The organism is uncultured Desulfovibrio sp. (genome assembly GCF_949282365.1).
GTDB lineage: Bacteria > Desulfobacterota > Desulfovibrionia > Desulfovibrionales > Desulfovibrionaceae > Desulfovibrio.
Window position 1 is genome coordinate 1 of the sequence record NZ_CASDOY010000001.1, and the last position, 24,503, is coordinate 24,503.

The following is a 24,503-nucleotide window of genomic DNA, read 5'->3' on the forward strand; positions in this document are numbered from 1 at the left end:
CAGCGTACTTGATCCTTTCATGGGCGGCGGCAGTGTGGGCGAGGCATGCATCAAAACAGGCCGCAGCTATGTGGGGATGGAGTTGTCACGGGAATATTATGCAATCAGCCGTGACCGGTTGACAGCACGCCTTGCAGAAAAAGCATAGAACGACGAGAGCCGCGTCCAATATGAGGAAGGCGTGGGGGCCGTGTAAAAGCGGTACTCCCACGCCCCTTTGGTTAAGCAATTACCGTGCCAGGTACGAAAAAACGCCGAGCACCGTTCTCAAGTTGCGTGACGGAAATTCTCAAGTTGCGTGACAGCTCACACCCGCGACGCAGAACGCGCGCAGGATGGTCGCAAAATGGTCGCAAAGCCCAAAAAAATGGGACACCGTTTTTGCCGGTATCCCATTGATTTTATTTGGTGCGCCCGGCAGGAATCGAACCTGCGGCCTACTGCTTAGGAGGCAATCGCTCTATCCGACTGAGCTACGAGCGCGCGTCGTATCTTGTACGGTAGTCCGGCAGGCGCTGTCAAGCCGCCTCGGCATGGATGGGAGCTGCGGTATCCGATAGCCGCCGTTGTCTTGTCGGTTGCCGAGGGTGTTCGCTGCAGGCCGGGACGGCACGCCTCCGATGGGCAGGCATCAGGGGCGCAGGCGTCTAGGGGCAGGGCGCATCATCGATGCTATATTTCTGTGGCATATTCTAAGTAATATACTGAAATAAAAAATATTTTCAGAAACAAGGACTCTCGCCCTTATTTATCCATAAAAATTGGGCATGTTTGGGGAAAGATGGGGGGAGTTTGAGGGAGAAGAAACAAAACGAAAGGAATCCTGAGCCTAGGATCCTCCGTGATGGCGCTCTTTCCGTCCGTGCGGCAGGTGGAGCATGGGACCGAGGGCAATGCCCATGGCGCCCATGACAACGATGAAGGCCCCGCAGATGCTCAGCAGCCCCAATCGTTCCATAGGGAAGATCTGCGGCAGCAGCAGGTGTCCCGCCCATTCCAGGCCCAAGGTGAAGAGGGGCGTCGTCGTGACCACGGCGCTGACCTTTGCGGCATGCCAGTTGCTCATGGCCCGGGAAAAGGCCCCATAGGCCACGATGGTATTGATGCAGGTGAACAGCAGGCAGCCCGTTTGCAGGGCGTCGAGCTGCAGGAAGGAGGCCGGAGAGGACAGGGGCGTGAGGATGATGGCGCAGCAAAGATAAATGGCCCGCATGATGCGCCCGGGTGAGACCGTGCGCAGCAGGATCTTCTGGGCAAGACCGTAACAGGCCCAGACCACGGCTGCCATGCCCCCCAGGCTCATGCCGATGAGTAGGTCACCACTGACCAGTCCCAGCAGACGGGTATTGAAAAACAGCAGCAGGCCCACCAGCAGGATGATGACGCTGCCGCCCTGGATGGGCAGGAAGGGTTCACGCAGGAGGAAAACACTGCCCAGCAGCAACAGCACAGGACCAGCCTGGGCCAGGATCTGGCAGGCAGAGGCGCTGAGATAGGCGACCGACGAATTGAAGAACACGAAATTGCAGCCCAGCCCGGCAATGGCCAGAAGGAGCAGCCATTTTTCGCGCCGCCCCAGGGGCGTGCTGTTGCCGGGATGGCGGCAGGACAGGCCCCAGGTCCAGGCGGCGGCGATCCAGAAGCGCAGGCAGACGATGGAAATGGCGTCCACGGTCGAGAGCAGGTGCTTGAGCGCCAGGGGCAGAGCCCCCCAGAACAGGGCTGTCAGCAGGGCCAGCAGCAGCCCGGCAGTATTGGAACCCGGCATCATGATCCTCCGTTCATCGTTACGGGAGGCACCGTACAGCTTTGGCAAGCATCTGTCATGTGGAAAGAAGGGACATGGCGTGGCGAAGGAGCAGAAGCGGTGGGCCGCAAACGGCCGCAGGCAATCATGGGCGGCTGGAGTGCCTCTGCGGCCTTGTGCAGCCTCCCATCCTGTCTGTCGAAGTGCGTCCGACAAGTGCGGGCGGCGGTTTTTCGCTCCGTCCGTGCCGGCGCCGCGTCGGCGGGCCGGGAGGAGGGCGCAGGCATGAGGGCAAGAAAGAGGTCAGACAGGCAAGGCGGCTTGGGGAGATCCTTTTGCAGCCTGTGCGGACAGGGCAATGGAGTGGAATGCCGGTACATGGGGCCCGTGCTCTTATTGGTGGTGTTTCGGTCAAGAATATGGAGTTTGCTGGATGCCTGACAGGCGCAAACCAGTGGGCCCCGTCAGCGTTGCCAGATATTGCCGCTGGGCCTCTCTGTACGGATCGCAGCATCCGGCAGCGTGCCGGCTCCCCCAGAGGCGCAGCTGCTGACGGCAGATCCGTGGCGCGGACGGCCGAAGGCAGGGCCGTCATGGCATATCGGGGCAGATTTCATGCGGAAAACAGGTCGGACGTTTCCAGCAGATCCTTGAAAAGCCGCATGGCAGGCGTGCATTCCCGGTTTTTGTGGCAGACGCAGATGGCCTGCACCGTGCAGTCCGGCATGGCAGCCGGCAGTTCCACCAGCATGCCCGCGGCCAGTTCCTGTTCCACGGCGAAGGTCGGCAAGAAGGAGATCCCCAGGTTGGCCGCAACGGTCTTTTTGATGGATTCTATGCTCCAGAGCTCGATGGTATTGCGCAGCAGGATGTCACGGGCGCGCAGATAGGTCTCTATGCGCTCCCGGTAGATGCTGCGGGGCTCATTGATGACGAGGCTGACGGCCTTTTCCTGATGGGGCGTATCGAAGTCCCGCAGATCGGGCGACAGCGCGGGCGAGGCGACGATGATCCCCCTGGCCCTACCCAGCGGCGTCACATCCAGCGTATGTGGATGGCCGCCGACATCATAGTAGACGCCCAGGTCATATTGCCCGGAAAGGATACCCTGCCTGATGTCATGACAGTTCAGACTGTGCAGTTCGATGCGCACGTCAGGGGCCTGCGCCACAAATTTCCCCAGGAGCGCATGGATCTTGTAGGAGAGGAGGGATTCCGCGACAGCGACCCTCAGTTCGCCGCTAAGGCCCGGGCGGCCGTTGCATGCCGTGATGGACTGCATGGACTGCAGGATGGCATCCATGTGCGGCAGGATCTTTTTCCCGGCCCGGGTAAAGACCATGCGTCGTCCGACACGCTCAAAAAGGCGTACGGAAAGCTCATTTTCCAGCTGGCGGACCTGGAAGGTCACGGTGGACTGGGAGCAGTTGAGACGCTGTGCGGCTTTCTGGAAACTGCCTTCGGCAAGGATGGTCTTGATGACGACGATGCTGCGTGTGTCCATGCCTTCTTTCCTGATATATCGAAATAATAAAATTTATGGTTTTAATATATTTGCTTTTTCGGATTTATTCTTGGGCTTACCCTCTGTTCGTGTCAAGAGGACAGGAGCAGCGCACCCGTAATGCAGGCTGCTGCCAGACAGGACGGCAAGGAGGGAAGAGATGCCAGTCTCGGTTTTTTCGGCTTTTTTCGTGTTCACGTTCATCACCGCCATCACACCCGGCCCCAACAATATCCTGTCCCTGAGCACGGGCAGCCGCAAAGGCTTTCGCGGCAGCCTGCCGGTGCTTGCGGGAATCTGCGCCGGTTTTTTCTGTGTCATGTTCATCTGCGGTCTTCTTTCCTTCTCCTTTTCCGCGCTCTCGCCCCTGTTCATCCGGGTGATGCGCTACGCGGGCTGTCTCTATATCCTCTGGCTGGCCTGGAAGATCGCGACGGCCAAGCCGGATGCCGATGACGCCGCGGAAGCCGGAGCGGGATTCATGACTGGGTTCGTACTCCAGTTCGTCAACGTCAAGATCATGATCTACGGCATGACAGCATATTCGGCGTTCATCCTGCCGTACTATGATTCCTTTGCGGCGCTGCTGGTCGGGATGTGCTTCCTGGCCCTGATGGGCAGTGCAGGCACCGTGGTCTGGGCCGTTGCCGGGGCCGTGCTGCAGCGTCTTTTCCGGCAGCACGCCAGGCTGATGAACATACTGATGGCGCTGATGCTGCTTGCCTGTGCCTGGTCCCTGCTGGACTCCTGAGATGCCGGGCGGCAGGCTGCGGCGAGGGCAGGGACGGTGACCGGCCATGCATATATCCTGTGCTACCCATTTGATATGGGTATTTTACATGATATGGCTCCCTTGATACGGTCGGCAACCAAGGGAACAGCCTACCGTCATCCCCGCGCATGCGTCCTGCGCTTGGGGGATACGGGTGGACGCGGTCCCATGCTCTTTGCCAGGAGGATGCGCCATGATGTCACTGGATGAATTGTTACGTTATCTCGAAGCCGGACAGCCCCTGATCGCCGGTACGGAAGCTTTCGCCTGCATGCATGCCTACGCCTACGAGGCCATGCGTCTCACTGCGGAATTGAACAGCGGTTTCCACGCCCCGGAGGAGATGCGGGCGATCATGGGCCGCATAACCGGGCGGGAGATCGATGAGAGCTTTCGCCTGTTCCCGCCGTTCTATACGGATTTCGGCAAGAACATCCGCATCGGACGCCATGTGTTCATCAATGCCTGCTGCTGCTTTCAGGACCAGGGCGGGATCAGTATCGGGGACGGCACCCTCATCGGGCACCGGGTGACACTGGCCACCATCAATCACGGTCTGCAGCCGGAGCAGCGCCATATCCATCACATCGCTCCCATCGTTATCGGCAAGGACGTCTGGATCGGTTCCGGTGCCATCATCCTGCCGGGAGTGCATGTGGGCGACGGCGCCGTCGTGGCGGCAGGGGCAGTGGTCCGCGAGGATGTGCCTTCCCGTACTGTCGTGGCGGGAGTGCCGGCCCGGATCGTCAGAACGCTGGAGCATGAAGAAGGGCAGGGCGCGTCCGCGTCCCTGTCCCCGGAGAGCGGGCGCAGCTGAGGCTCCTGCCGCGCATCACGTCGCTGATGCGAGGATCGCGCCATACAGGCGGCCGCTGCGGGCAGAGCCGCATGACCGCGACCGGCCGGCCCGACAGCTTCCCTTCCGTCGCTGTGCGGATAGCAGCGCAGGCTGCCGGCTGCGCTCCAGGGCCGGGAGCTGCGCCGGACAGTCCGGCAGGGGCCGCTCGCGCAGATGCGCGCAGTGACAGCGATCAGGGCGGGCAGAAAGGGGCGGCCATGTTCGGCCGGTCGGGGAAAAAGGGTTTGACAGGGGCCGGGGGGCGTGGAATGGAATCAGAGCCATGAACGCCGTCGTGCTATCGTTGTTCCTGGGCGGTCTGGCCTTGTGCATCACCTGCGGACGTTCCCTGCTGTGGGCGCTGGCTTTCGGCCTGCTGTGTTTCATGGGCCAGGCCCTCTGGCGGGGCGTCCCCGTCCACCGGATCATGGTCCTGTGTGTCCAGGGCCTGCGCCGGCTCGGCAATATCCTGACCATATTCGTCCTGATCGGCATGCTGACGGCGGTCTGGCGCGCGGCGGGCACCATCCCGTATATCATCCATCATTGTCTGCCGCTGGTGGATCCGGCCCATTTCCCGCTTGGGGTCTTCCTGTTGTGCAGTCTGCTGAGCCTGTTGCTCGGGACGTCCTTCGGAACGGCCAGCACGCTGGGGGTCGTGTTCATGCTGCTGGCCCGTACGGCCGGTCTGGATCCGCTGGTGACGGCGGGGGCCGTCATGAGCGGTATCTATGTGGGGGACCGCTGTTCACCCATGTCGTCCAGTGCCGCGCTGGTCTGCGCACTGACGGGGACATCCATCCACGACAATGTGCGCCTTATGTGGCGCGCGTCTTTCCTGCCTTTTCTGCTGGCCTGTCTGGCCTACGCGTTGCTGCCGGCCGCCCCGGCAGGCGGTGGGCTCCCGGCGGTGGGCCTGTTCTTCGCTGACGGCCTGGTACCGGATGCCTGGTCGCTGCTGCCGGCCGCCTTCATGCTCGTCCCGCTGTTTTTCAGGCTGGAGGTCAAAAAGATCATGCTGGGCAGCATCCTGGCGGGTTGCGCCGTGTCGCTGGCTGTCCAGCAGATGCCGTTCCCGGCCTTGCTGCATTGTTTGGTCTGCGGCTATGAGCCTCCGGCAGGGCTGGAGATCCTGTCGGGCGGAGGTCTGCTTTCCATGGTACCGGTTGCCGGTATCGTGGTGCTGACGTCGGCCTATGCCGGCCTGATGGAAGCGACCGGCCTGATGGCCGGCGTGACGGCCATCGGCAGGAAGCTGGCCCGCCGTCTGGGCGCCTTTCGTACGACGGTGCTGGCAGCCATACCGGTGGCCGCCGTCAGCTGCAACCAGACCCTGGGCATCATCCTGACACGGCAGCTGTGCGGGCCGCTCTGGACGGATCCGCGGCGGATGATGCTGCCGCTGGAAGACGGTATCGTCCTGCTGGCAGCCCTGATCCCGTGGAGCATTGCCGGGAGCGTTCCCTGCGCCATCTTGGGCGTGGGGGCGTCATGCCTGCCCTATGCTTTTTACCTGTATTTCGTCCCCTTGGCAGATCTGCTGCTGCGCCGGGACTAGGATGTGCTAAACAAATTTTACAATTTATTTTAAATAAATAGAGATATCGATTACGCGTGCTCGGTGTAAGGATGCTTGCCGCATGCTCCCGCGCTCGTCTGAAAGAGCGCGCTGGGGAAAGGAAGGGGGACTTGTGGGAAGGGAAAGTCCTCTCCCGCGGGCAGCGACCTGATGACGGCCGCAGGCCGTGCCCGTTGCGACAAAAGAAGCCACAGGCATCGACAGCAGAGATGAGGGCCTTCCCTTCCCCCCAAACAGACTGCGGACGGTGTCGACACGCCCCAAGGCGGTACATTTGCGAAGGTCCGTCGCAATACGGCGGAGCTCAGGCCAGATAGAGTTCCGTCCCGGCCTCGCGCAGGACAGCCTGCCAGTGTTCTTCCAGCGGCGCGTTGGAAAAGACGGCCTCGATGTCGCAGACATTGGCCACCCTGACCATGGCCGAACGGCCGAATTTGGAGTTGTCCGTCACCAGGAAGACCCTGCGGGAACATTCGATGATGGTGCGGGCCACAGAGACTTCCCTGTAGTCGAAATCCAGCATGTTGCCTTCCTGGTCGATGCCGGAAATGCCGATGATGCCGAAATCCACCCGAAATTCCCGGATGAAATTTTCCGCGCTGGGCCCGATGATGCCATGATCATGGTGCCGCACGGTGCCGCCGGCAATCACCACATCGAAGTTGTGGTTGCGGGCCATGATGGCCGCCACATTGAGGTTGTTGGTCAGCACGCGCAGATTGTTGTGCCCCAGCAGGGCGTGGGCCACCTCCTCCGTGGTGGTGCCCAGGTTGATGCAGATGGAGGCGCCGTCGGGGATGTGGCCGGCGACCATCTGGGCAATGGCCTTTTTTTCGGGCAGGAACAACTTTTTACGCTGCTCGTAGAGGATGTTTTCCGTACTCAGAGGCATGCCGACCCCGCCGTGGAAGCGCTGGACTTTGCCCTGCTTCGCCAGCGTATTGATATCCTTGCGGATGGTCTGGGGCGTGACGGAAAAGCACTTGGTGAGCTCGTCAATGGTCGCATAGCCGCGTGCATTGAGCATGTGCAAAAGGGCCTGATGACGTTCCGCTGTTTTGGTCATGGGGATTCCTGATGGCTGTGGAAATGGCGTCTAACATACTGGAATGGCAGGGGGGGCGCAAGCGCGGCAACGATTCCGGCCAGGATGCTTTCGTTTTCGAACTTCTATTATCAAAAAACGAAAATAGATTGACGCGGAGCCTGCATAGGGCTTATGACAAAAACAAGTATATACGCCTGGTTTCCCGGCATCCGTCCAGATCTGCCGCCGGATTTTCCCATCCCGTCCAGGAAGATGGTTTGTTTTGTGAAACAGGTGGCCTGACAGGCCGGTGGCCGTCAGGGCGAGGAAACGGTCCTTTGTCTCAATCCCAAATCTGCAGAGGTGGATGATGAAACGTATCGTTGCACTGCTTTTGGCCTGCGCTTTTGTGCTGGGCGCGCTTGCTGCGCCTGCTATGGCCGCCAAGACCGTGGTCATCAAGATCGCCGGCATGAAGCCCGAAGGCGAACCGGAAACCATCGGTATGCACAAATTCGGCCAGTACCTGAAGGAACTTTCCGGCGGCAAATACGAAGTGCAGGTCTTCCCCAACAGTACGCTGGGCAAGGAAGATGCCTACATTGCCAGCACTCGCAAGGGCATCATCCAGATGTGCGCCACGGGCACCCAGACCTCGGCCCTGCATCCCGCCATGGCCATGCTGGAAACCCCCATGCTGTACGACAGCTACGCGCATGCCCGCCGTGCCATGGAAGGCAAGACCTTCGACCTGATCAATGAAGGCTTCACCGAAAAGTCCGGCCTGCGTACTCTCAACGCCTTCCCTCTGGGCTTCCGCCATTTCTACACCAAGAAGCCCCTGAACAGCGTGGACGATGTCAAGGGCCTGCGCATGCGCGTGCCCAACATCCCCCTGTACACCAACTTTGCCAAGGAATGCGGCATCAGCGGCCAGCCCATGCCCTTCGCCGAAGTGCCCAGCGCTCTTGACCAGGGCGTCATCGACGGCGGCGACAGCCCCCTGTCCGATATCGTGGCCCTGAAGATGTACGAGATCACCCCCCAGATCACCCTGACCGGGCATATCTTGGTGATCCATTCCCTGTACATCAACGAAAAGTTCTACCAGAAGCTGCCCGAACAGGACAAGGCATGGTTCAACGAAGCCGCCAAGCGCGCTGCTGACGACATCTGGCAGATGGTGGAAGAAGGCGACGCCAAGGCCATTGAGACCATCAAGGCCGCCAAGGGTTCCGTGAACACGCCTTCCAAGGAATTCCACGATTACATGGTGGACGCGGGCAAGCGCAGCTGGAAGCTGTTCTATGACACCGTTCCCAATGCCAAGGAGATCCTGGAAAGCGCCGCCAGCTACCGCGACGCGAAGTAATGTCCGATACTGGGGGGATGCCGCACGGGCGGCGCCCCCCTTTTTTTGTGACCTTGAACCACGCATCAGACACCGCGAGCTACCGCGGCCTGTTTCGACATGCAGGGGGATATGATGAGCAGCGAAACCAAAACGACGCCCGCGACGGCTTCCGGGCAGCCGGCTGCCGAGACCAGGCACGGTTTGTCTGGCGAACTGCTTTTTGAGATTTTTTGCGCGGTCATCTTTCTGGGGATGATCGGCCTGGTCTTTTATAATGCCTTTTTGCGCTATGTGTTCGGCGGAAGTTATCCCCCCAGCGAGGAATGGGCGCGCTTTCTTTTCATTTACATCACCTTCTTCGGCGCCATCGAGGCTTTTTACTGGAAGAAACATATCGCGGTGGACATGTTTGTGGACATGTTCTCGGGCATGCCGCGCAAATGCATCGAGATCCTGGCCATCCTGCTGACCATGGGCGCTCTGGGCCTGCTGCTTGACGGCGGCATCACCTATGTGCTGCAGACCATCGACACCAACTCGGTGGCCACCAACGTCAATATGGCCTTCATCAACAGCACGCTGCCCATCATGGCTTTCACGGCCATCCTCATCTGTCTGCGGGACTTGATCAAGCTCATCCGCCGTCCCGCCAGCAGTTTCGTCAAGGCGACGGAAGAGGAAAAGATCGAGCAGGAAATCAGCAAGGAGTTGTAGGATATGGAGCTTTTTCTCTTCCTTGGCAGCCTCTTTGCCTTCCTGTTCATAGGCATCCCCATTTCCATGGTCCTTGTGCTGTGTTCCATCGTGCTCATGTGGCATTCCGGCATGTGGGACAGCATGATCATCCCCTCCACCATGCTGGACGGGGCCAACAACTATCCCCTCATGGCCATCCCCTTCTTCGTCTTCGCCGGCGAGATCATGGCCGAGGGCGGCCTTTCCAAACGTGTGGTGCAGCTGGCCCAGCTCATGATCGGTCGCGTACGCGGCGGTCTGGGCTATGCCGCCATCATCTCCAGCGTGATTTTTGCCGGTCTGATGGGCAGCTCCGTGGGTGAAGCTGCGGCCCTGGGGGGCCTGCTGCTGCCCATGATGGCCCAGGTGGGCTACAAGCCCGGCCGCGCCGGCGGTGTCATCGCCTCGGGCGCCATCCTGGGGCCCATCATCCCGCCCAGCACCAACTTCATCCTGCTGGGCGCCACCATCAGCGGCCTTTCCATCACCAAGCTGTTCATGATCGGTCTGTTCCCCGGTATCTTCATCGGTCTGGCGCTGATGGTGGTCTGGTATTTCATCGTGCGCATCGACGGCTACAATGAGACCATCACCTTCACCCGCGAGGAGAAGTGGAAGATCATCCGTGACGCCACGCCGGCCTTCATGATGCCCGTGCTGCTCCTGGGCGGTATCCGTTTTGGTGTCTTCACCCCCACGGAAGGCGGCGCGTTCGCGGCCATCTACGCCATCGTGGTCTGTGTGGGCTATTACAGAGAACTGAGTTTCCGCGGGCTGCTGCACGTCAGCGCCCGTGCGGCGCGCACCACCGCCGTGGTCATGCTCATCGTGGCCACGGCTACGGCTGTTGGCTGGTTCATCACCATCGCCCAGATCCCCAACCAGGTGACGGATCTTTTCCGGCCGCTTATCGACAGCCCGGTGCTCCTGCTGCTGGCCATCAACGTCTTCCTCTTCCTGGTGGGCATGGTCATGGACCTGACCCCCAATATCCTGATTTTCGCTCCTGTGTTCTATCCCCTGATCACCCAGGCCGGTATCGACCCCTATTTCTTCGGTCTGCTGTTCATCCTGAACCTCGGTATCGGCGTCATCACACCACCTGTGGGCACGGTGCTCTATGTGGTCTGCGGTGTGGGCAATATCAAGATCACCAAGCTGGTGCAGGGAATGCTTCCCTTCCTGGTGACGGAGATCATCATGCTCTTCCTGCTCCTGCTCTTCCCCTCGCTCTCGCTGACGCCTCTCAAGTGGCTGATGGGGGGCTAAGGCAATCCCTTTCCGGCCTTTGCCGTGTCTTGCGGGCCCCTTCGGGGGCCCTTCTTCATGGCCTGCTGTACGGGAAGGGCTGCGGACGGTCCACCGCAGGGGGAGGTAGAGGCCGCCAGCCTGTACCATGCCGGCTCCAGAGGGCGAAGGCCGGCGGCGAAGGGAAGTCGGTCTGTGTCGTGTCCAGTTCGGCATCACCGGCTGGGCATCCCGGACCGGCAAAGAGCTGGCGGAGGGCGTGGCGGATATCCGGGAACAGGCCTGGCTGTATGCTGCCGGACGGACAGGGATGCCCAGCTCCTGCTTCATAGCGGGCGTTCAGACCGTGAGGCCGTGTCCCAGGCTCCAGGACCGGAGCAGCGCGGCAGCCGATGGGCAGATCGCATCGGCCTGTGGACCAGCATCCCAGATTGAACAGGGGGCAAGGCAGACGGAGCGGAAAGGGGACAGGGGGTCGGCCGGGCGTTGGTTCTGTCTTCCCGGCTGCTCAGGACTTCGGGCCCGGCTGCGGACGGGGCTTGTCCAGCAGATTGCCCAGCAGGAAGGCCAGCAGGGCCGCGAGGGCCGTGGGCACGATGGCGTGGATGCCGTGCATGGCAGGCTTCAACAGGCTCAGGGCAAAAAAACAGCCCAGACCGGTGATGATGGAGAACAGGGCCCCGGCGGCATTGGCACGGCGCCAGTAAAGGCCCAGCAGAAGGGGCCAGAGGAAGGTGGCTTCCAGACCGCCGAAGGCGAAGAGGTTGATCCAGACCAGCAGGTCCGGCGGTTCCAGGGCGGCGACGAAGACGATGGCGCCGATGGCGGCCGTACAGCCCAGACTGAAGCGTTTGATATGTTGCAGGGGCAGTTGGCTGCTGTCGCCTTTCAGCACATACTGGACATAAAGATCCTTGATGATGGCCGCGGATGCCAGCAGCAGCATGGAATCCACGGTGGACATGATGGCCGCCAGAGGTCCGGCGATGAAGACGCCGGCCCAGAAAGGAGGCAGCAGGTGCAGGATCAGGCTGGGCATGGCCAGGTCGCCCACGGCCAGGTCCGGGATGACGGCCCGGCCCAGCGCTCCGGCCAGATGGATGCTCAGGAGCAGGAAACCGATGATGACCGTGCCCATGATCATGGCCCCGTGCATGGCTCGGGAATCCTTGTAGCCCATGCAGCGCTGGCTTGTCTGGGGCAGGCCCAGCACACCCAGGCCCACCAGCACCCAGAAGGAAAGGATCATGGGCTGGGGGACGGCATCCCGGGGGCCTGTGGGCGTGATCAGGCCGGGATCGATGGCCTGAAGACGCGCCATGCAGGCTTCCATGCCGCCGCCGGCCTGGACCACAGCCAGCAGCACGACGACGGAGGCCACAGTCATGACGATGCCCTGCATGGCATCGGTCAGGACAACGGCGCGAAAGCCCCCCAGAGCCGTATAGGCGATGACTGTGAGGCCGAAGAGGGCCAGCCCCGCTTCATAGGGATAGCCGGTAATGGCCTGGAACAGGCGCGCTCCGCCGATGAACTGGGCCACCATGGCCGCCACGAAAAAGACCAGCAGGGCCAGGGAACAGAGGATGGCCACGGCATCACTGCCGTAGCGCGCACGCAGATAGTCCGTGATGGTCACGGCATGCATGGCCCGGGCTTCCATGGCAAAGCGTTTGCCCAGCACACCGATGGTCAGGAAAACAGTGGGCATCTGGATCATGGCCAGCAGGACCCAGCTGAGCCCTACGGTATAGGCGACGCCCGGACCACCGATGAAACTGCTGGCGCTGGTATAACTGGCCACGACCGTCATGGCCAGGACGAAGCCGCCCATGGAGCGGCTACCGAGGAAATATTCTTCCAGGAAGCCCGAGGCATCCCCCTGCTTGCGGGAACGCTTCCCGGCCCACAGGGCCACGGCAAAAGACAGGACCAGATAGAGGAGGATAGGCAGCAAGGTGGCAGGGGAGGCCGTCACGGGCGGTTCTCCTCAGCCTGCCCTCCGGTCACGCGTCCAACTCCTTCCTCCGTCTGCGCATCACCGGCGTCCAGCGGCATGTCCTTGAAGCAGAGGCGCACCAGTCCCCAGACCAGCAGACAGGCCACGGGATAGCCCAGTACGCAACTGTAGAAAAACCAGTCCGGCATACCCAGGGTATAGCCATAGCCGGAGGGATCCCCATCGCCTAGGCCGTAGGCTGTCAGATACCACCAGAGAAAATACAGTGCATAGGCGGCCAGGGCCCACAGGGCTTCCCTGTCTGCCTGGACAAAACGGTGGTCGTTCTTGCGGGCCATGAGCGCTCCGGGGCTGAAATCTGCGGGGAGGATCTGCCGTATCCCAGTATGACAAAGAGAGCCTCCTTAGTCGAGCGGGTACCGGTGGTAAGGAGAGTGGTAGGAGGAGACTGTTTTTTTGACGGTCTCAGGTCACGGGCGTATGCTGGAGTGACTGTTGCCCGGGAGAAGAATGATGAACGTATTTGCCGCCATAGATCTGGGAGGGACCCATTGCCGGTTTGCCCGCTTCCGTGAGACGCCGCAAGGACTGGAACTGGAGGCCGTTGAGCAATGCGCCACGGCTGAGCTGCAGGACGGCGATGCCGTGCTGGAGGGCTGGGAGCAGGCCATGCAGATACCGCTGGCAGCCGTGTCTGCCCTGGTCATGGGCGTTGCCGGTCCTGTGCAGGATCCGCAGCAGGCCCGCCTGAGCAACGCGCCCCTGCGCATCGACCTGCGTGGAGCGGCGGACCGTTTCGGCCTGCGATGCTGCCGCGTGGTCAATGACTTCGTTTGCGAGGCCTGCGCCTGTCTGACGGCCGTGGGGACGCACTCGCGGCATCTGCTGGGGCCGGGGACCGCTCCGCCCGCGAGCCATCAGCAAGCTGTGCCCGCGCCCGTGGCGGTCCTGGGGGCAGGTACGGGACTGGGGACAGGCTGGCTGGTGCCGTATCCGGAAGCCGGGGGCTTCCGCTGGCAGGCCCTGCCCGCGGAAGCCGGGCATACGGCTTTTGCCTTTGTGGGCCGCGAGGAGGAAGAATTTGCCTCCTTTGCCTGCGCCCGGCTGGGCGTGCCCCTGTTGCGCGGCGATGACGTCGTGACGGGCAGAGGGCTGGCTGTGCTGCACCATTTTTTGACAGGGCGTGCCCTGTCTCCGGCGGCCGCCGCAGCTGAAGGTCTGGGCGAGGACTGCGCCACGCTGCGCTGGTATGCCCGTTTCCTGGGCAGGGCCTGCGCGCACTGGAGCCTGTCCACGTTGTGTTACAGTGGCCTGTTCCTGACTGGTGGCATGGTCTTGCGCAATCCTGCGGTCACAAGTCATCCGGCTTTTGCCGAGGGCTTCTATATGGCGCCAGGGCTGGGGGTGCTGGAGCATATCCCCGTCCGCCGCTATACGGAAGCCAGCAGCGGCTTGTGGGGAGCTGCCTGGCTGGCGGCACAGCGGCATGACCGGTCGGAGCAGACAACGGCATAGGGGACATGCGGGCTGCGGCATGCGCACTGCGGACAGGGGCTGCCTGTGGCATGGCAAAAAGGTTCCGTTCCCGGATGCCGTGTCCGGCCGGGCGGCCCCAGAAAAGGAAATCCGGCAGGGAGCCCTGCCGGATCAAGGAGAGGAGACGCCAGGAGCTTGCGGGGATCTCCTGTCGTATAGAGGAGGGGATCTGAAGGTTGTGGAAGGGGCGCCTCCAGATCTCTGGTAGGATGAGTATTTTTTACTTAACAAATGTTCGGTTGTCAATATATAAAAAAGAAATGCAAAATAGTAGCTCATTATAATCAATTGGAAATATTTTTTGTAAAATTAATCAATCAATTGATTAATTTTTGCAACAGCCCATTTGAATCCTGACAGGAGGCAAGGTGGCATGGAACATCTGCCGATAGACAAACGGCGCAGCAGGGGGGAGCTCACGCGCATGGCCCTGCTGGAAGCGGCCTTGTTCTTTTTTGGAGAACGCGGCTACGAAGGCGCCGGTACTCGCGACATCGCGGCGAAGGCCGGGTGCAATCAGGGGCTCATCGCTTTCCACTTCGGCGGGAAAGAGGGTCTCTACAATGCGGCGTTGAGCATTGCTTTTGAGAATCTCGGCACCATCATCCAGCCCATGACCAGGCGTCTGCGCGAAGCACTTGCCGCAGGGGGAGGGACCGCATCCTTGCGCGCTGTCCTTGAAAAAGAGATCACGGCCACACTTCTGGCCCTGATGCGGAAAAAAACGCATCAGTCCTGGTTCCTCCTGCTGCGCCGTTCGTTGCAGAGCGGGGACGAAAAAACAAAAGCGCTGTACAATGATCTCTTTGCGCCCCTACATGGGGTCGTCTGCGGCATCATGAAAAAAAATGCTGACACATGTCAGGAAGATAGCTCGTTGCGGGCGTTTCTGCTCGTGGATATGATGTTCAGCTTTTTGCGCGACTATCCTGTCTTCCTCTCCATGACGGCCCCGCGTGATATGGAGGCCGACGCGCGGACCATGACCGTCCTTCTGTGCCGGAGCCTCCTGGCCGCCAGCTGAAAGGATGACGGTAGTCGCCGCAGCACGTTGCGGCGTCCTTCAACAATGCGATGGCAGAGCGGACGGATACCGGGAAGGGAAGGGCGTCATCACGCTGGGGCCGGCCCGTCTGGGGAGACGGCACCGCCTGTGACCGTTGCCGCGGCACTGGCGCGGGGAAAATGGACCGCCGTACCGGCGCAGGGCAGAATGCGGGCCGTTCTCAACTGTATATGGAGGTTGCCGGGCGCACATGCGGCCGGTAACGGCGCGCGCCTGCTTTCAGGATGTCAGCCGCTGGCGGACAACGCTGAATATTTGTCCAGTGATGGATTCGATGTTCAGCGGGCGTTTTTGATGGTCCTCGAAAAAACGCGAGATCCTGTAAAGCTGCAGATATCCCAGAAGGGAACTTTCGATGCATTCCGCGATATCGTTGGCATCCTGTATGCCGTATGAGGACAGGATCTCCCGCGTCTTGCCGCGCAATGCGGCGAAGACATTGTCGGCAAGGAAGCGGAGGCGTTCTTCCTGCCCTTCATTGAGTTCCCTGAGCAGGAGGCGGGAAAAAATGGGGTTCGTGAAGCAATAGATGACGATATTCCTGATCAGGGATTCTATCTTCTGGACTTCCGTTTCGCCGGCAATATGCTGGAATGCCGTTTTTCCACCCATGAAGACCATGAGGAGCGTCTGCCGGTACAGGTTTTCCTTGTCGGAAAAATAATAATAGAGGGATGCTGGCGTCATGTCCATCACGGACGCGATATCGCGCACTGTGACGGCATCATAGCCTCTGGCTGCGAAGAGCTTGGCTGCAGCCTGCATGATGGCGATCTTTTTGGCTGAAGGGTGCATGAGGTATCCTTGAAGACTGTTGTACACGTCGAACCGCCGACTCACGGACAGGCCGCGCTGCGGGGGGGCTCCTGCCGTGTAGGTCGTCCCTTCCATGCAGGCGACGGGGAGGACCGTCTGCCTGCCGCCGCAAGGCGGCCAGGCCGGACCGTCAGCCCAGCCTGATCAGCATGGCCCCGCCCACGACGATGAGGATGGCGAGAATGCGCAGGCGCGAAAGTCGCTCGTGCAGGAAGATGACCGCCAGCAGCATGCCGAAGATCACGGACGTCTCGCGCAGGGCCGCCACCAAGGCGATGGGGGCCAGGGTCATGGCCCAGAGGGCGATGCCGTAGGACCCCAGGCCGCACAGGCCGCCGGAGAGGCCCGTCACTGCCCGTCCGCGCAGATAGGAGAGGTAGTCGCGGCCGTGTCGCCACATCACATAGGCATGGAGGGGGAAGATATTGAGGAAAAAGATCCAGCAGGTATAGCTGACGCCGTTCCCGCTGGCTCTGGCTCCATAGCCGTCGGCCAGGGTATAGCCGGCGATGATCAGCGAGGTGCGCAGGCAGATGAGGATATCGCCGGCCCGGGCCCCCTTGTGGACGTGCTCCAGCGTCAGCGTCAAGATGCCCAGGCACAGCAGCAGGACGCCGCCCCAGCCTGTGAGGCTGATGTGATTGCCCAGCAGCAACAGGGCCAGGGCCGTGATCATGGGCGCACAGCCGCGCATGATGGTGTAGCCCATGGACAGATCGACGATGTCATAGGCCCGGGCGATGCAGATATAGTAGGCCAGATGGAAGCAGCAGGAGAGTGCCAGCAGCCCCCATGACCCAGGCGCGGGCGTCGGCAGGAAAGGCAGGAGGACAAGCGCTCCCAGGCCGCCCCCCAGAGCGTTCATGGAAGACTCGAAAAGCTTGTTGGCACCGCCTTTGACGATGCTGTTCCAGGTAGCGTGCAGCAAGGCCGCAGCCAGCACAAGCAGCAGGACATGCCCATCCATTGTTACGACCTCATATCCGTGATGCAGCGATCACCTTACATGAAGCCGCAGAGAAGGCAAGCGTGGGCGTACATGTTTTTTTTGTTGCCCGGAGGGAAGGATCTGCCATCCTTTATCTGGAAACAAAAATCGTTACCATCCGTGGCAGCGCCCAAGGCGGCGGCTGACCTGTCCTGCCTGGAGGACCTCGTAGCTGTCGAAGCAGGAGGCTGTGGCGCAGGCGTGGACGGGCAGGATGCGCAGGTGGCTGCCCACGGGCAGGGCGGGACAGACGGGCCCGCTGACGATACCGTGCTCCTGGTTCGTTTCGCTCACGCGCAGCCCGGGGAGCAGGTTGCCGTCCTCGTCGCAGACAAGGCCGTAACCGAAGTCGTCCCGCCGCCAGGGCAGCCCTGCATCCCGCGAGAGGGCCGTCCAGCCGGCGTCGATGATCAGCGCCCTGCCGTCAGACTGGCGTCCGATAACGGTCGTCAGGACAGACAGCGCGATATCTTCAGGGCGGCAGACACCCAGACCGGCCATGACGAGATCCTGGAATACATAGACGCCCGCCCGCACTTCCGTGATGCCGGAAAAATCCTCGCCAAAGAAGGCCGTGGGCGTAGACCCCACACTGACCACAGGGCAGGGGAAGCCGGCTTCACGCAGCAGCCCCGCCGCGGCAGTGGCGGCGGCACATTCCTGCGCGGCCAGGGCGGTGATGGCCTCCGTGGCCGGGAGGTCGTAGGCGGAGCCCGCATGGGTCAAGACACCACGGACTTCCTGGCCGCCCTCTTGCAACAGCCCGGCAATGGCCGTCAGGCGGGGATCATCGGGGCGCAGGCCGGCCCGGTGTCCGTCGCAATCTATCTCCAGCAGCACCGCCATGCGGCAGCCGCGGCACCGGGCGAAATCGACCACCAGCCGGGCGCTCTCCTCATTGTCCAGCACGATGCTCAGATCGATGCCGCGCTGGCGCAGGCTTGCCACGCGCTCCAGCTTGTTGGGGGCGATGCCCACGGCGTAGCAGATGTCGCGCACGCCGCCTGCGGCAAAATATTCCGCCTCGGCCAGAGTGGAGACCGTGGCCGGGCCGTGGGGGCTTTCCATGCAGCGGCGGGCGATCTCAAGGTTCTTGCAGGTCTTGAGATGGGGCCGCAGGGAGACGCCGCGCTCATGCAGGCGCCGGGCAAGGCGGTCCGTATTGGTCTGCAGTTTTTCTTCTTCCAGCAGCAGGCAGGGCGTGGGCAGCGCAGCAAGGGACGTCATGCGTTCTTCCTCCTCGAAGGGCGTTACAGTGAGGGGACGGCGAAAGTCTCCGGTGACAGGCCCTGTTCCCATTCATGGAGCAGCCGGGCCGCCAGGGCCGGATCATCCGTGGTGCAGACCAGCTCCTTGAGCACAGGTCCCTGGCGCTGCCCTATCTGGTGCGCATAACAACGGTCATAGTAATGCAGCACGGCGCGGACGGCATCGGCATAGCTGCCTGCATCTATCCATTGGCGGCAGCGCTGCGTCAGTTCACTGCCCAGACGGCGCTGCAGGCGTTCCAGTGCCGCCAGAAGCCCGTCCCGCATCTCCGGCGCCGCGTAATCGCGGACAAGATGGGCAACGCGTTCCTCCTCCGGCAGGGTGACGCGGACCAGAGGGCTGCGCCCCAGCTGGGCGAAGAATTCGTCGCACATGGTCACATGTCCGATGTGGCGGCTTTCGTCCTCCAGCCAGACGGGCCGGTGCGGATCACAGCGCCGCCACTGCTCGTGGAGCTGGTTTTCAAACCACTCATTGCCGGGCTGGGCTTCGGCCTGTCCCAGCGCGCCGAAAGCGGACCCCTTGTGCCGGGCCAGTCCTTCCAGATCAATGACCTGGGAGCCCAGGCGTTGCAATTCGTTCAGGATATCTGTCTTGCCGCAGCCGGTATAACCGCCCAGCACGAGGATGGGGCGGGGACGGGCCAGGCTGGCGCGGACGAAGGCGCGGTAGCTCTTGTAGCCTCCCTCCAGCCTGTGGACGGTGAAACCACCGGTCTCCAGCAGCCAGCGCATGCTGTCGCTGCGCATGCCGCCCCGCCAGCAGTGGAGCAGGATTTCGCGCGTGCCGCCGCACAGGTGCCTGGCGCGTGCCAGCATGGCGGCCAAATGCCCTCCCACGAGCTCCAGGGCCAGATGGACAGCCCCTTCGCGTCCGCTACGGGCATGGGCGGTCCCGACTTTGGCACGCTCCTCATCGCTGAACAGGGGCAGGTTGAGGGCACCGGGGATATGGGCGAGCGCGAACTCGCCGGGGGAGCGGACATCCAGCAGCGGCAAGCCGCGATCCCGCATGGCCAGAAATGCGGCAACATCCTGAACTTGGGGCATGACGATCCTCGAAAAAAGCATGAAAAAAGTCTGCTATGGGTACGCCAAAGCCGGGACGCTGTAAACAGCATCCTCCTTCCTGTCATGGCGCCGGAGCCTTGACAGTGTACAGGAGGGCAGCATAGCGTGAATCGTTCCAAAAATTTTCATTCACAGCAAGGAGTTGGCCATGGCAGTCCATGTAGTGGATCATCCTCTGGTGCGTCACAAACTCGGCATTTTGCGCAAGGACAGCACGTCCACCAGCGAATTCCGCAGTGTTTCCAATGAAATCGCCCGCCTGCTCATCTATGAAGCCACCAAGGGCTTTGCGACCGAAAAATACACGGTGCAGGGCTGGGCCGGACCGGTGGAAGTGGAAGCCATCTCCGGCAAGATGGCGACCATCGTCCCCATCCTGCGCGCGGGCCTGGGCCTCATGGACGGCGTGCTGGACATGATCCCCGGCGCCAAGATCAGCGTCGTGGGCCTGTACCGCAATGAGGAGACCCTGGAGCCGGTGGAATATTACGCCAAGCTGGCACGCAACATCGAGAACCGCCTGGCCATCATCCTCGATCCCATGCTGGCCACGGGCGGATCGCTCATCGCCACCATCGACATCCTCAAAAAACGCGGCTGCCGGCATATCTGCAGCCTCAACCTGGTCTGCGCTCCCGAAGGTATCGCCAAGGTCCTGGAAAAGCACCCTGACGTGGAGATCTATACCGCGGCCATCGATTCGCATCTGAACGAAAACGGCTACATCATCCCCGGTCTGGGCGACGCCGGCGACCGTATCTTCGGCACCAAGTAGGAGGCTGCATGGCGGAACAGCTCATCTCCGGGGGCGGGGATTTTGACCCCTGCCGGTACCGCCTGCGTTTGCGCGATTGCCTGCTGGGCGCGCAGATGCTCTTCGTGGCCTTCGGCGCGCTGGTACTCGTTCCCCTGCTGACAGGACTCAACAGCAATGTGGCCCTGTTCACCGCCGGTGTGGGCACCTTGCTGTTCCAGCTCATCACCCGGGGCAAGGTCCCCATTTTTCTGGCATCCTCTTTTGCCTTCATCGCGCCCATCATCTACGGTGTGGAGACCTGGGGCCTGCCCCGTACCATGGGCGCCCTGGTCTTTTCCGGCCTGCTCTATGTCCTCATCAGTCTGCTCATCCGCTGGCGGGGCATGGGGCTCATCCTGCGCCTGCTGCCGCCCATCGTGACCGGGCCGGTCATCATGGTCATCGGCCTGGTGCTGGCCCCCACCGCCGTCAAGATGGCTCTGGGCCAAAGCGGTCCGGCCATGCCCCAGGCCACGGCCATGACCATCTCCATGGTCTCGCTGGCCGTGACGGTGGCCGTCTCCCTGCTGGGGCGCGGCATGCTGCGTCTGATCCCCATCCTGTGCGGCATCGCCGCCGGGCTGGTGATCTCGGAGATATTGGGTGTGACCAGCTGGGACGCCGTACACAACAGCCCCTGGCTGGCCCTGCCGGCCTTCAGCCTGCCGGAGTTTTCCTGGGAGCCCCTGCTGTTCATCATCCCGGTGACGCTGGCGCCGGCCATCGAGCATTTCGGCGACATCATCGCCATCAGCTCCGTGACGGGCAGGGACTACCTGCGCGATCCCGGCGTGAAGAACACCCTGCTGGGAGACGGCGTCGCCACCATGGCGGCCTGCCTGCTGGGCGGCCCGCCCAATACCACCTATTCCGAAGTGACCGGCGCCGTGACCCTGACCCGTGCCTTCAATCCCGCGGTCATGACCTGGGCGGCCCTGTGTGCCATCCTGCTTTCCATGGTCGCCAAGGTCGGGGCCTTCCTTAGTTGTATCCCCGCGCCTGTCATGGGCGGGATCATGATACTGCTGTTCGGGGCCATCATGGTGGTGGGGCTCAACACCCTGGTGCGGGCAGGGCAGGATTTGCTGCGTCCACGCAATATGGTGATCGTGGCCCTGATCATCATTTTCGGTGTGGGCGGGATGCAGGTCAGCATCGGTGGTTTCAAGCTGGCGGGCATCGGACTGGCGGCCATCACCGGGGTCATCCTCAATCTGCTCCTGCCCCAGGACGAGCCACAGGGCTAGGGTCTGTTCCTTTTCCTAGTGTGATTTATATCCCCAGAGCGCGCAGGACGGCGGCAAGACCGTCCTGCGCACTTTGGGCTATGGCGTTAGCTAGTCGAGCGCCCGACAGGCGCGAAACAAAGGAACTCACCGGCTTTGCCAGTGGGTTCCTTTGTTCCATTTAGCGGAATAATCATCTGATAGGAGAGATGCCCAAGAGCAAGAAGACCTAACTTCACCGATCCAGGAGGGCATCGTGACTCAGCAACAGAAGCTTGTCGATATTCTGGCACTGTGCGCCGTCAACCTTGCCGTTATTGCAGCTCAGGGACAGAAAGGTGGTCCGCTGACGCTGCGGGAATACATTCAGGTCAGACTGGAGGCGTTGCAGGCTGTTGCGGCCGCTGGCAGCTGCGGGGCGCTGAGGGCGGCTGGCGACGCATCGTGTCGAAATCAGGGGAAAACTGCCGGGGATCCCGCACGGCCCGTGACGGCCAGATACAGGAAGCAGCATTCCCGCAGATAGCGCCGCAACCCGTCGCCCGCTATACCGTCGGCCATGGCGCAGACCAAAAACGGACGGGATTTGCGCGATTCCCGCATGGCTGCAGGCTGACGAAGCGAAAGAAAAAAGCTATGCTCGCTTAACAGGTACGGAAAAATGCGACCGCCACCGCTGCTCTGTCCCGATGGAAAGCGTTTTCGGAGCGTTCCTTTCCGTGCCTCGCATAAAACTTTTGAGCAAGGTTGGAAAGTATGTTTGAATCCGCAGCCCTTGGCAGAGCCTGCAGTGATAAAGAATTTGAGGAAAAAGCCCCCCAGCTGCGCATGCGCCTTTTCAATGCACAGCTGCAATGCATCCAGCGCAAGATCCCCGTCCTGATCACGGTAGCCGGTCTGGTCGGTTCTGGACGCGGGGCCGTCGTGAATCTGCTGTCGGAATGGATGGACAGCAAGCATGTGCAAAACCATGTCTTCTGGCTGGTCACCGATGAAGAACGGGCACGTCCCTGGCCCTGGCGCTTCTGGCGGCAGCTCCCGGCGGCCGGGCAGACTGCCGTCTTTTATGACGGCTGGTATGGGGAAGCCATACGCCGGCGTTGCTGCAAGGATGTGAGCGAAGACGAGTTCACCGCCAGCATGCATCACTGGCAGGCGCTGGAGTCCGGTCTGGCCAACTCCGGCATGGCCATCATCAAGCTCTGGCTCCATCTCAACAGAAAAGGACATGCCCGTGCCATCAAGGAGCGCCAGGAAAATCGCGCCCTGGTCCATTTCTCCCCGTCGGACAAAAAGACGAGCGGGGATTATGACGGCATGGTAAGCGCCGCCTCAAAAGCCATCACCCTTACGGATCGGGACAACGCCCCCTGGAGCATCATCGACGCCGCAGACCCCAACTTTCGTGCCCTGGCTGTGGTCAAGGCCATCATTGCCGGCATCGAGCGCACCATCGCGGCCCATGATGCCCGCGCCGCACGACTCAGCGTTCTGGAGGCACAACCGGAAGTCAGCGAGGATACGCGCGAGGCGCTGATCTCTACCCTGGATGCCATCGATCTGGCCTCGTCCTCTGCGCCGGACCACTACCAGAAGGAGCTGAAGCGGCTGCAAAAGGAGATCTATCAGCTCTCGTACAGAGCGTACAAAAAGGGCATCTCCTCCACCCTCATATTTGAAGGCTGGGACGCCGCCGGCAAGGGGGGAGCCATTCGCCGGCTCACCGCAGGGATCGACGCCCGTATCACGCGCGTCATCCCCATCAGCGCACCTACGGATGAAGAGCTGGCGCATCATTATTTGTGGCGCTTCTGGCGTCATATTCCCCGTGCGGGCTTCATCACCATTTATGACCGCTCCTGGTACGGCCGCGTGCTGGTGGAGCGCGTAGAGAAACTGACTCCCAAGGAAGACTGGTCCCGTGCGTACGCTGAAATCAACTATTTTGAACATCAGCTGACCAACAACGGCAATATCCTGCTCAAATTCTGGATGCATATCTCATCGGACGAGCAGCTGCGGCGCTTCCGCGAGCGTGAGGCCATCCCGTGGAAAAAATACAAGATCACGGACGAAGACTGGCGCAATCGCGATAAAGGCGAAGAATACGCCCGCGCCGCTGATGAGATGTTCCTGCGCACCAGCACGGAGAATGCCCCGTGGCATATCGTTCCGGCAGAAAACAAAAAGTATGCCCGCCTGATGGTGTTGCGTACTTACAGGAACGCTTTGAAGAGGGCGCTGCATTAAGCCTTTTCCAGTCGTAACTTTGCTGTAGATACAAAACGAGCCGGGGATCCCCTCCCGGCTCTTTTTGTATCTGCGCTCTTCACCAGTCAGGTCCGCCTAGCCTCCTGCGCCACATGGTGTCCTCCGACATGAAGGCAGGCCCTGTCCAGGATAAGTCGTGGGTGGCTGACGGCAGGGCAGCCAATAGCATCAAATCGTCACCAGGAACTCACGGCATCGACGAAAGAGCAGGGCAGTATGGAATCGAGCAGGAGGGGCGGGCCCCTGGCAAACAGGCACCCATCTTTTGTCCAGGCGCGATCGCGTCCTGCTGACAGGATATGCGTGAGCTCCGTGTCACATATCCGCACATGCACCTGGAGGCTTTCCGGCTGCCCTGCGGCGAGCGCACCGTATGTTTGTTGTATCCCGGTATCCAGGCGTTCCGCAACACCTGAAAGGTCCAAGTGGCGCCGTGTACCTCACCCTGTGGGAGACTGTTATGCAGTACCAGGAATTTACCCGTGTCTCTGTGGAAAAGCTGATGACCGGAACCAGCGACATCCCCCCGCTATGCAAAGCCCGCCCGGATTATGAACGCCAGTGCAGCATTTGCGGTCATGGTCCCGTGGTGGATCTTTACACGATGGATGGGCAGTTCGTGGACAGTTCCGACATGTGTGGCGTCTGCGCCTTCGGGCGGCAGGATTGTCGTGAGCCCAGTCACTGGCCGGCCTGACCTA

The 24,503-nt window shown here is 61.4% G+C and carries 23 protein-coding genes and 1 tRNA gene; 14 read left to right on the forward strand and 10 right to left on the reverse strand.

Annotation, left to right across the window (positions count from 1 at the left end; genetic code table 11):
* Positions 1-148 (forward strand): DNA methyltransferase (locus Q1X76_RS00005; RefSeq protein WP_300717514.1); only part of this gene is annotated, 148 nt, incomplete at its 5' end.
* Between the two features lie 258 nt (positions 149-406).
* Here Q1X76_RS00005 and Q1X76_RS00010 read toward each other — a convergent pair.
* The 3 genes from Q1X76_RS00010 to Q1X76_RS00020 all read right to left on the reverse strand — a co-directional run bounded on the left by Q1X76_RS00010 (position 407) and on the right by Q1X76_RS00020 (position 3,251).
* Positions 407-483, reverse strand: a tRNA-Arg gene (locus Q1X76_RS00010).
* A gap of 346 nt (positions 484-829) precedes the next feature.
* Positions 830-1,771 (reverse strand): DMT family transporter, encoded by a 942-nt coding sequence (locus Q1X76_RS00015; RefSeq protein ID WP_300717326.1) that lies wholly within the window; start codon positions 1,769-1,771, stop codon positions 830-832.
* A 589-nt stretch (positions 1,772-2,360) separates the two neighbouring features.
* Positions 2,361-3,251 carry a LysR family transcriptional regulator gene (locus Q1X76_RS00020; RefSeq protein ID WP_300717327.1) on the reverse strand — a complete coding sequence of 297 codons (891 nt, stop codon included), beginning with the start codon at positions 3,249-3,251 and terminating at the stop codon, positions 2,361-2,363.
* Between the two features lie 160 nt (positions 3,252-3,411).
* On the opposite strand from Q1X76_RS00020, the gene eamB reads away from it, so the two are divergent.
* The 3 genes from eamB (at position 3,412) to Q1X76_RS00035 (ending at position 6,419) form a co-directional block, all read left to right on the forward strand.
* Positions 3,412-4,002: a cysteine/O-acetylserine transporter gene (gene eamB / locus Q1X76_RS00025; RefSeq protein ID WP_300717328.1), complete on the forward strand. Its 591-nt coding sequence runs from the start codon at positions 3,412-3,414 to the stop codon at positions 4,000-4,002.
* Between the two features lie 214 nt (positions 4,003-4,216).
* Positions 4,217-4,840, forward strand: a complete 624-nt coding sequence (locus Q1X76_RS00030) for a DapH/DapD/GlmU-related protein (protein ID WP_300717329.1) — start codon at positions 4,217-4,219, stop codon at positions 4,838-4,840.
* A 304-nt stretch (positions 4,841-5,144) separates the two neighbouring features.
* Positions 5,145-6,419, forward strand: a complete 1,275-nt coding sequence (locus tag Q1X76_RS00035) for a Na+/H+ antiporter NhaC family protein (protein WP_300717330.1) — start codon at positions 5,145-5,147, stop codon at positions 6,417-6,419.
* Positions 6,420-6,744: 325 nt separating this feature from the next.
* Here the strand turns inward: Q1X76_RS00035 and Q1X76_RS00040 are convergent, their stop codons facing one another.
* A complete protein-coding gene (locus tag Q1X76_RS00040; RefSeq protein ID WP_300717331.1) occupies positions 6,745-7,506 on the reverse strand; it encodes a DeoR/GlpR family DNA-binding transcription regulator in 762 nt (253 codons plus the stop codon).
* Between the two features lie 328 nt (positions 7,507-7,834).
* On the opposite strand from Q1X76_RS00040, the gene Q1X76_RS00045 reads away from it, so the two are divergent.
* The 3 genes from Q1X76_RS00045 to Q1X76_RS00055 all read left to right on the forward strand — a co-directional run bounded on the left by Q1X76_RS00045 (position 7,835) and on the right by Q1X76_RS00055 (position 10,825).
* A complete protein-coding gene (locus Q1X76_RS00045) occupies positions 7,835-8,839 on the forward strand; it encodes a TRAP transporter substrate-binding protein (protein ID WP_300717332.1) in 1,005 nt (334 codons plus the stop codon).
* A 111-nt stretch (positions 8,840-8,950) separates the two neighbouring features.
* Entirely contained in the window at positions 8,951-9,535 is a 585-nt protein-coding gene (locus tag Q1X76_RS00050; protein WP_300717333.1) for a TRAP transporter small permease, read from the forward strand.
* Positions 9,536-9,538: 3 nt separating this feature from the next.
* The gene (locus tag Q1X76_RS00055; protein WP_300717334.1) at positions 9,539-10,825 is read left to right on the forward strand and encodes a TRAP transporter large permease; all 1,287 of its coding nucleotides are present in this window, start codon (positions 9,539-9,541) and stop codon (positions 10,823-10,825) included.
* Positions 10,826-11,312: 487 nt separating this feature from the next.
* Here the strand turns inward: Q1X76_RS00055 and panF are convergent, their stop codons facing one another.
* Together panF and Q1X76_RS00065 are read right to left on the reverse strand one after the other, a co-directional pair.
* Positions 11,313-12,782: a sodium/pantothenate symporter gene (gene panF / locus Q1X76_RS00060; protein ID WP_300717335.1), complete on the reverse strand. Its 1,470-nt coding sequence runs from the start codon at positions 12,780-12,782 to the stop codon at positions 11,313-11,315.
* Positions 12,779-13,102: a YhdT family protein gene (locus Q1X76_RS00065; RefSeq protein WP_300717336.1), complete on the reverse strand. Its 324-nt coding sequence runs from the start codon at positions 13,100-13,102 to the stop codon at positions 12,779-12,781. The genes panF and Q1X76_RS00065 overlap by 4 nt, the downstream gene beginning before the upstream one ends.
* Positions 13,103-13,274: 172 nt before the next feature.
* Between Q1X76_RS00065 and Q1X76_RS00070 the strand changes: the two genes are divergently transcribed.
* Both Q1X76_RS00070 and Q1X76_RS00075 read left to right on the forward strand, forming a co-directional pair.
* The gene (locus tag Q1X76_RS00070; protein WP_300717337.1) at positions 13,275-14,279 is read left to right on the forward strand and encodes a glucokinase; all 1,005 of its coding nucleotides are present in this window, start codon (positions 13,275-13,277) and stop codon (positions 14,277-14,279) included.
* A 394-nt stretch (positions 14,280-14,673) separates the two neighbouring features.
* A complete protein-coding gene (locus Q1X76_RS00075; protein ID WP_300717338.1) occupies positions 14,674-15,324 on the forward strand; it encodes a TetR/AcrR family transcriptional regulator in 651 nt (216 codons plus the stop codon).
* Positions 15,325-15,585: 261 nt separating this feature from the next.
* Here the strand turns inward: Q1X76_RS00075 and Q1X76_RS00080 are convergent, their stop codons facing one another.
* The 4 genes from Q1X76_RS00080 to mnmH form a co-directional block, all read right to left on the reverse strand.
* Positions 15,586-16,161, reverse strand: a complete 576-nt coding sequence (locus tag Q1X76_RS00080; protein ID WP_300717339.1) for a TetR family transcriptional regulator — start codon at positions 16,159-16,161, stop codon at positions 15,586-15,588.
* A 151-nt stretch (positions 16,162-16,312) separates the two neighbouring features.
* Positions 16,313-17,149: a DMT family transporter gene (locus Q1X76_RS00085; RefSeq protein WP_300717340.1), complete on the reverse strand. Its 837-nt coding sequence runs from the start codon at positions 17,147-17,149 to the stop codon at positions 16,313-16,315.
* 132 nt (positions 17,150-17,281) lie between these two features.
* Entirely contained in the window at positions 17,282-18,397 is a 1,116-nt protein-coding gene (locus tag Q1X76_RS00090) for an alanine racemase (protein ID WP_300717341.1), read from the reverse strand.
* 23 nt (positions 18,398-18,420) lie between these two features.
* Positions 18,421-19,488 (reverse strand): tRNA 2-selenouridine(34) synthase MnmH, encoded by a 1,068-nt coding sequence (gene mnmH / locus Q1X76_RS00095; RefSeq protein ID WP_300717342.1) that lies wholly within the window; start codon positions 19,486-19,488, stop codon positions 18,421-18,423.
* A 169-nt stretch (positions 19,489-19,657) separates the two neighbouring features.
* On the opposite strand from mnmH, the gene upp reads away from it, so the two are divergent.
* From upp to Q1X76_RS00120, 5 genes are all read left to right on the forward strand, one after another.
* Entirely contained in the window at positions 19,658-20,284 is a 627-nt protein-coding gene (upp, locus tag Q1X76_RS00100) for a uracil phosphoribosyltransferase (RefSeq protein WP_300717343.1), read from the forward strand.
* An 8-nt stretch (positions 20,285-20,292) separates the two neighbouring features.
* Positions 20,293-21,552 (forward strand): uracil-xanthine permease family protein, encoded by a 1,260-nt coding sequence (locus Q1X76_RS00105; RefSeq protein WP_300717344.1) that lies wholly within the window; start codon positions 20,293-20,295, stop codon positions 21,550-21,552.
* A 235-nt stretch (positions 21,553-21,787) separates the two neighbouring features.
* A complete protein-coding gene (locus Q1X76_RS00110) occupies positions 21,788-22,057 on the forward strand; it encodes a hypothetical protein (RefSeq protein ID WP_300717345.1) in 270 nt (89 codons plus the stop codon).
* 230 nt (positions 22,058-22,287) lie between these two features.
* Positions 22,288-23,781: a polyphosphate:AMP phosphotransferase gene (gene pap, locus Q1X76_RS00115; protein ID WP_300717346.1), complete on the forward strand. Its 1,494-nt coding sequence runs from the start codon at positions 22,288-22,290 to the stop codon at positions 23,779-23,781.
* A gap of 481 nt (positions 23,782-24,262) precedes the next feature.
* A complete protein-coding gene (locus tag Q1X76_RS00120; RefSeq protein ID WP_300717347.1) occupies positions 24,263-24,499 on the forward strand; it encodes a hypothetical protein in 237 nt (78 codons plus the stop codon).
* Positions 24,500-24,503: the final 4 nt, after the last annotated feature.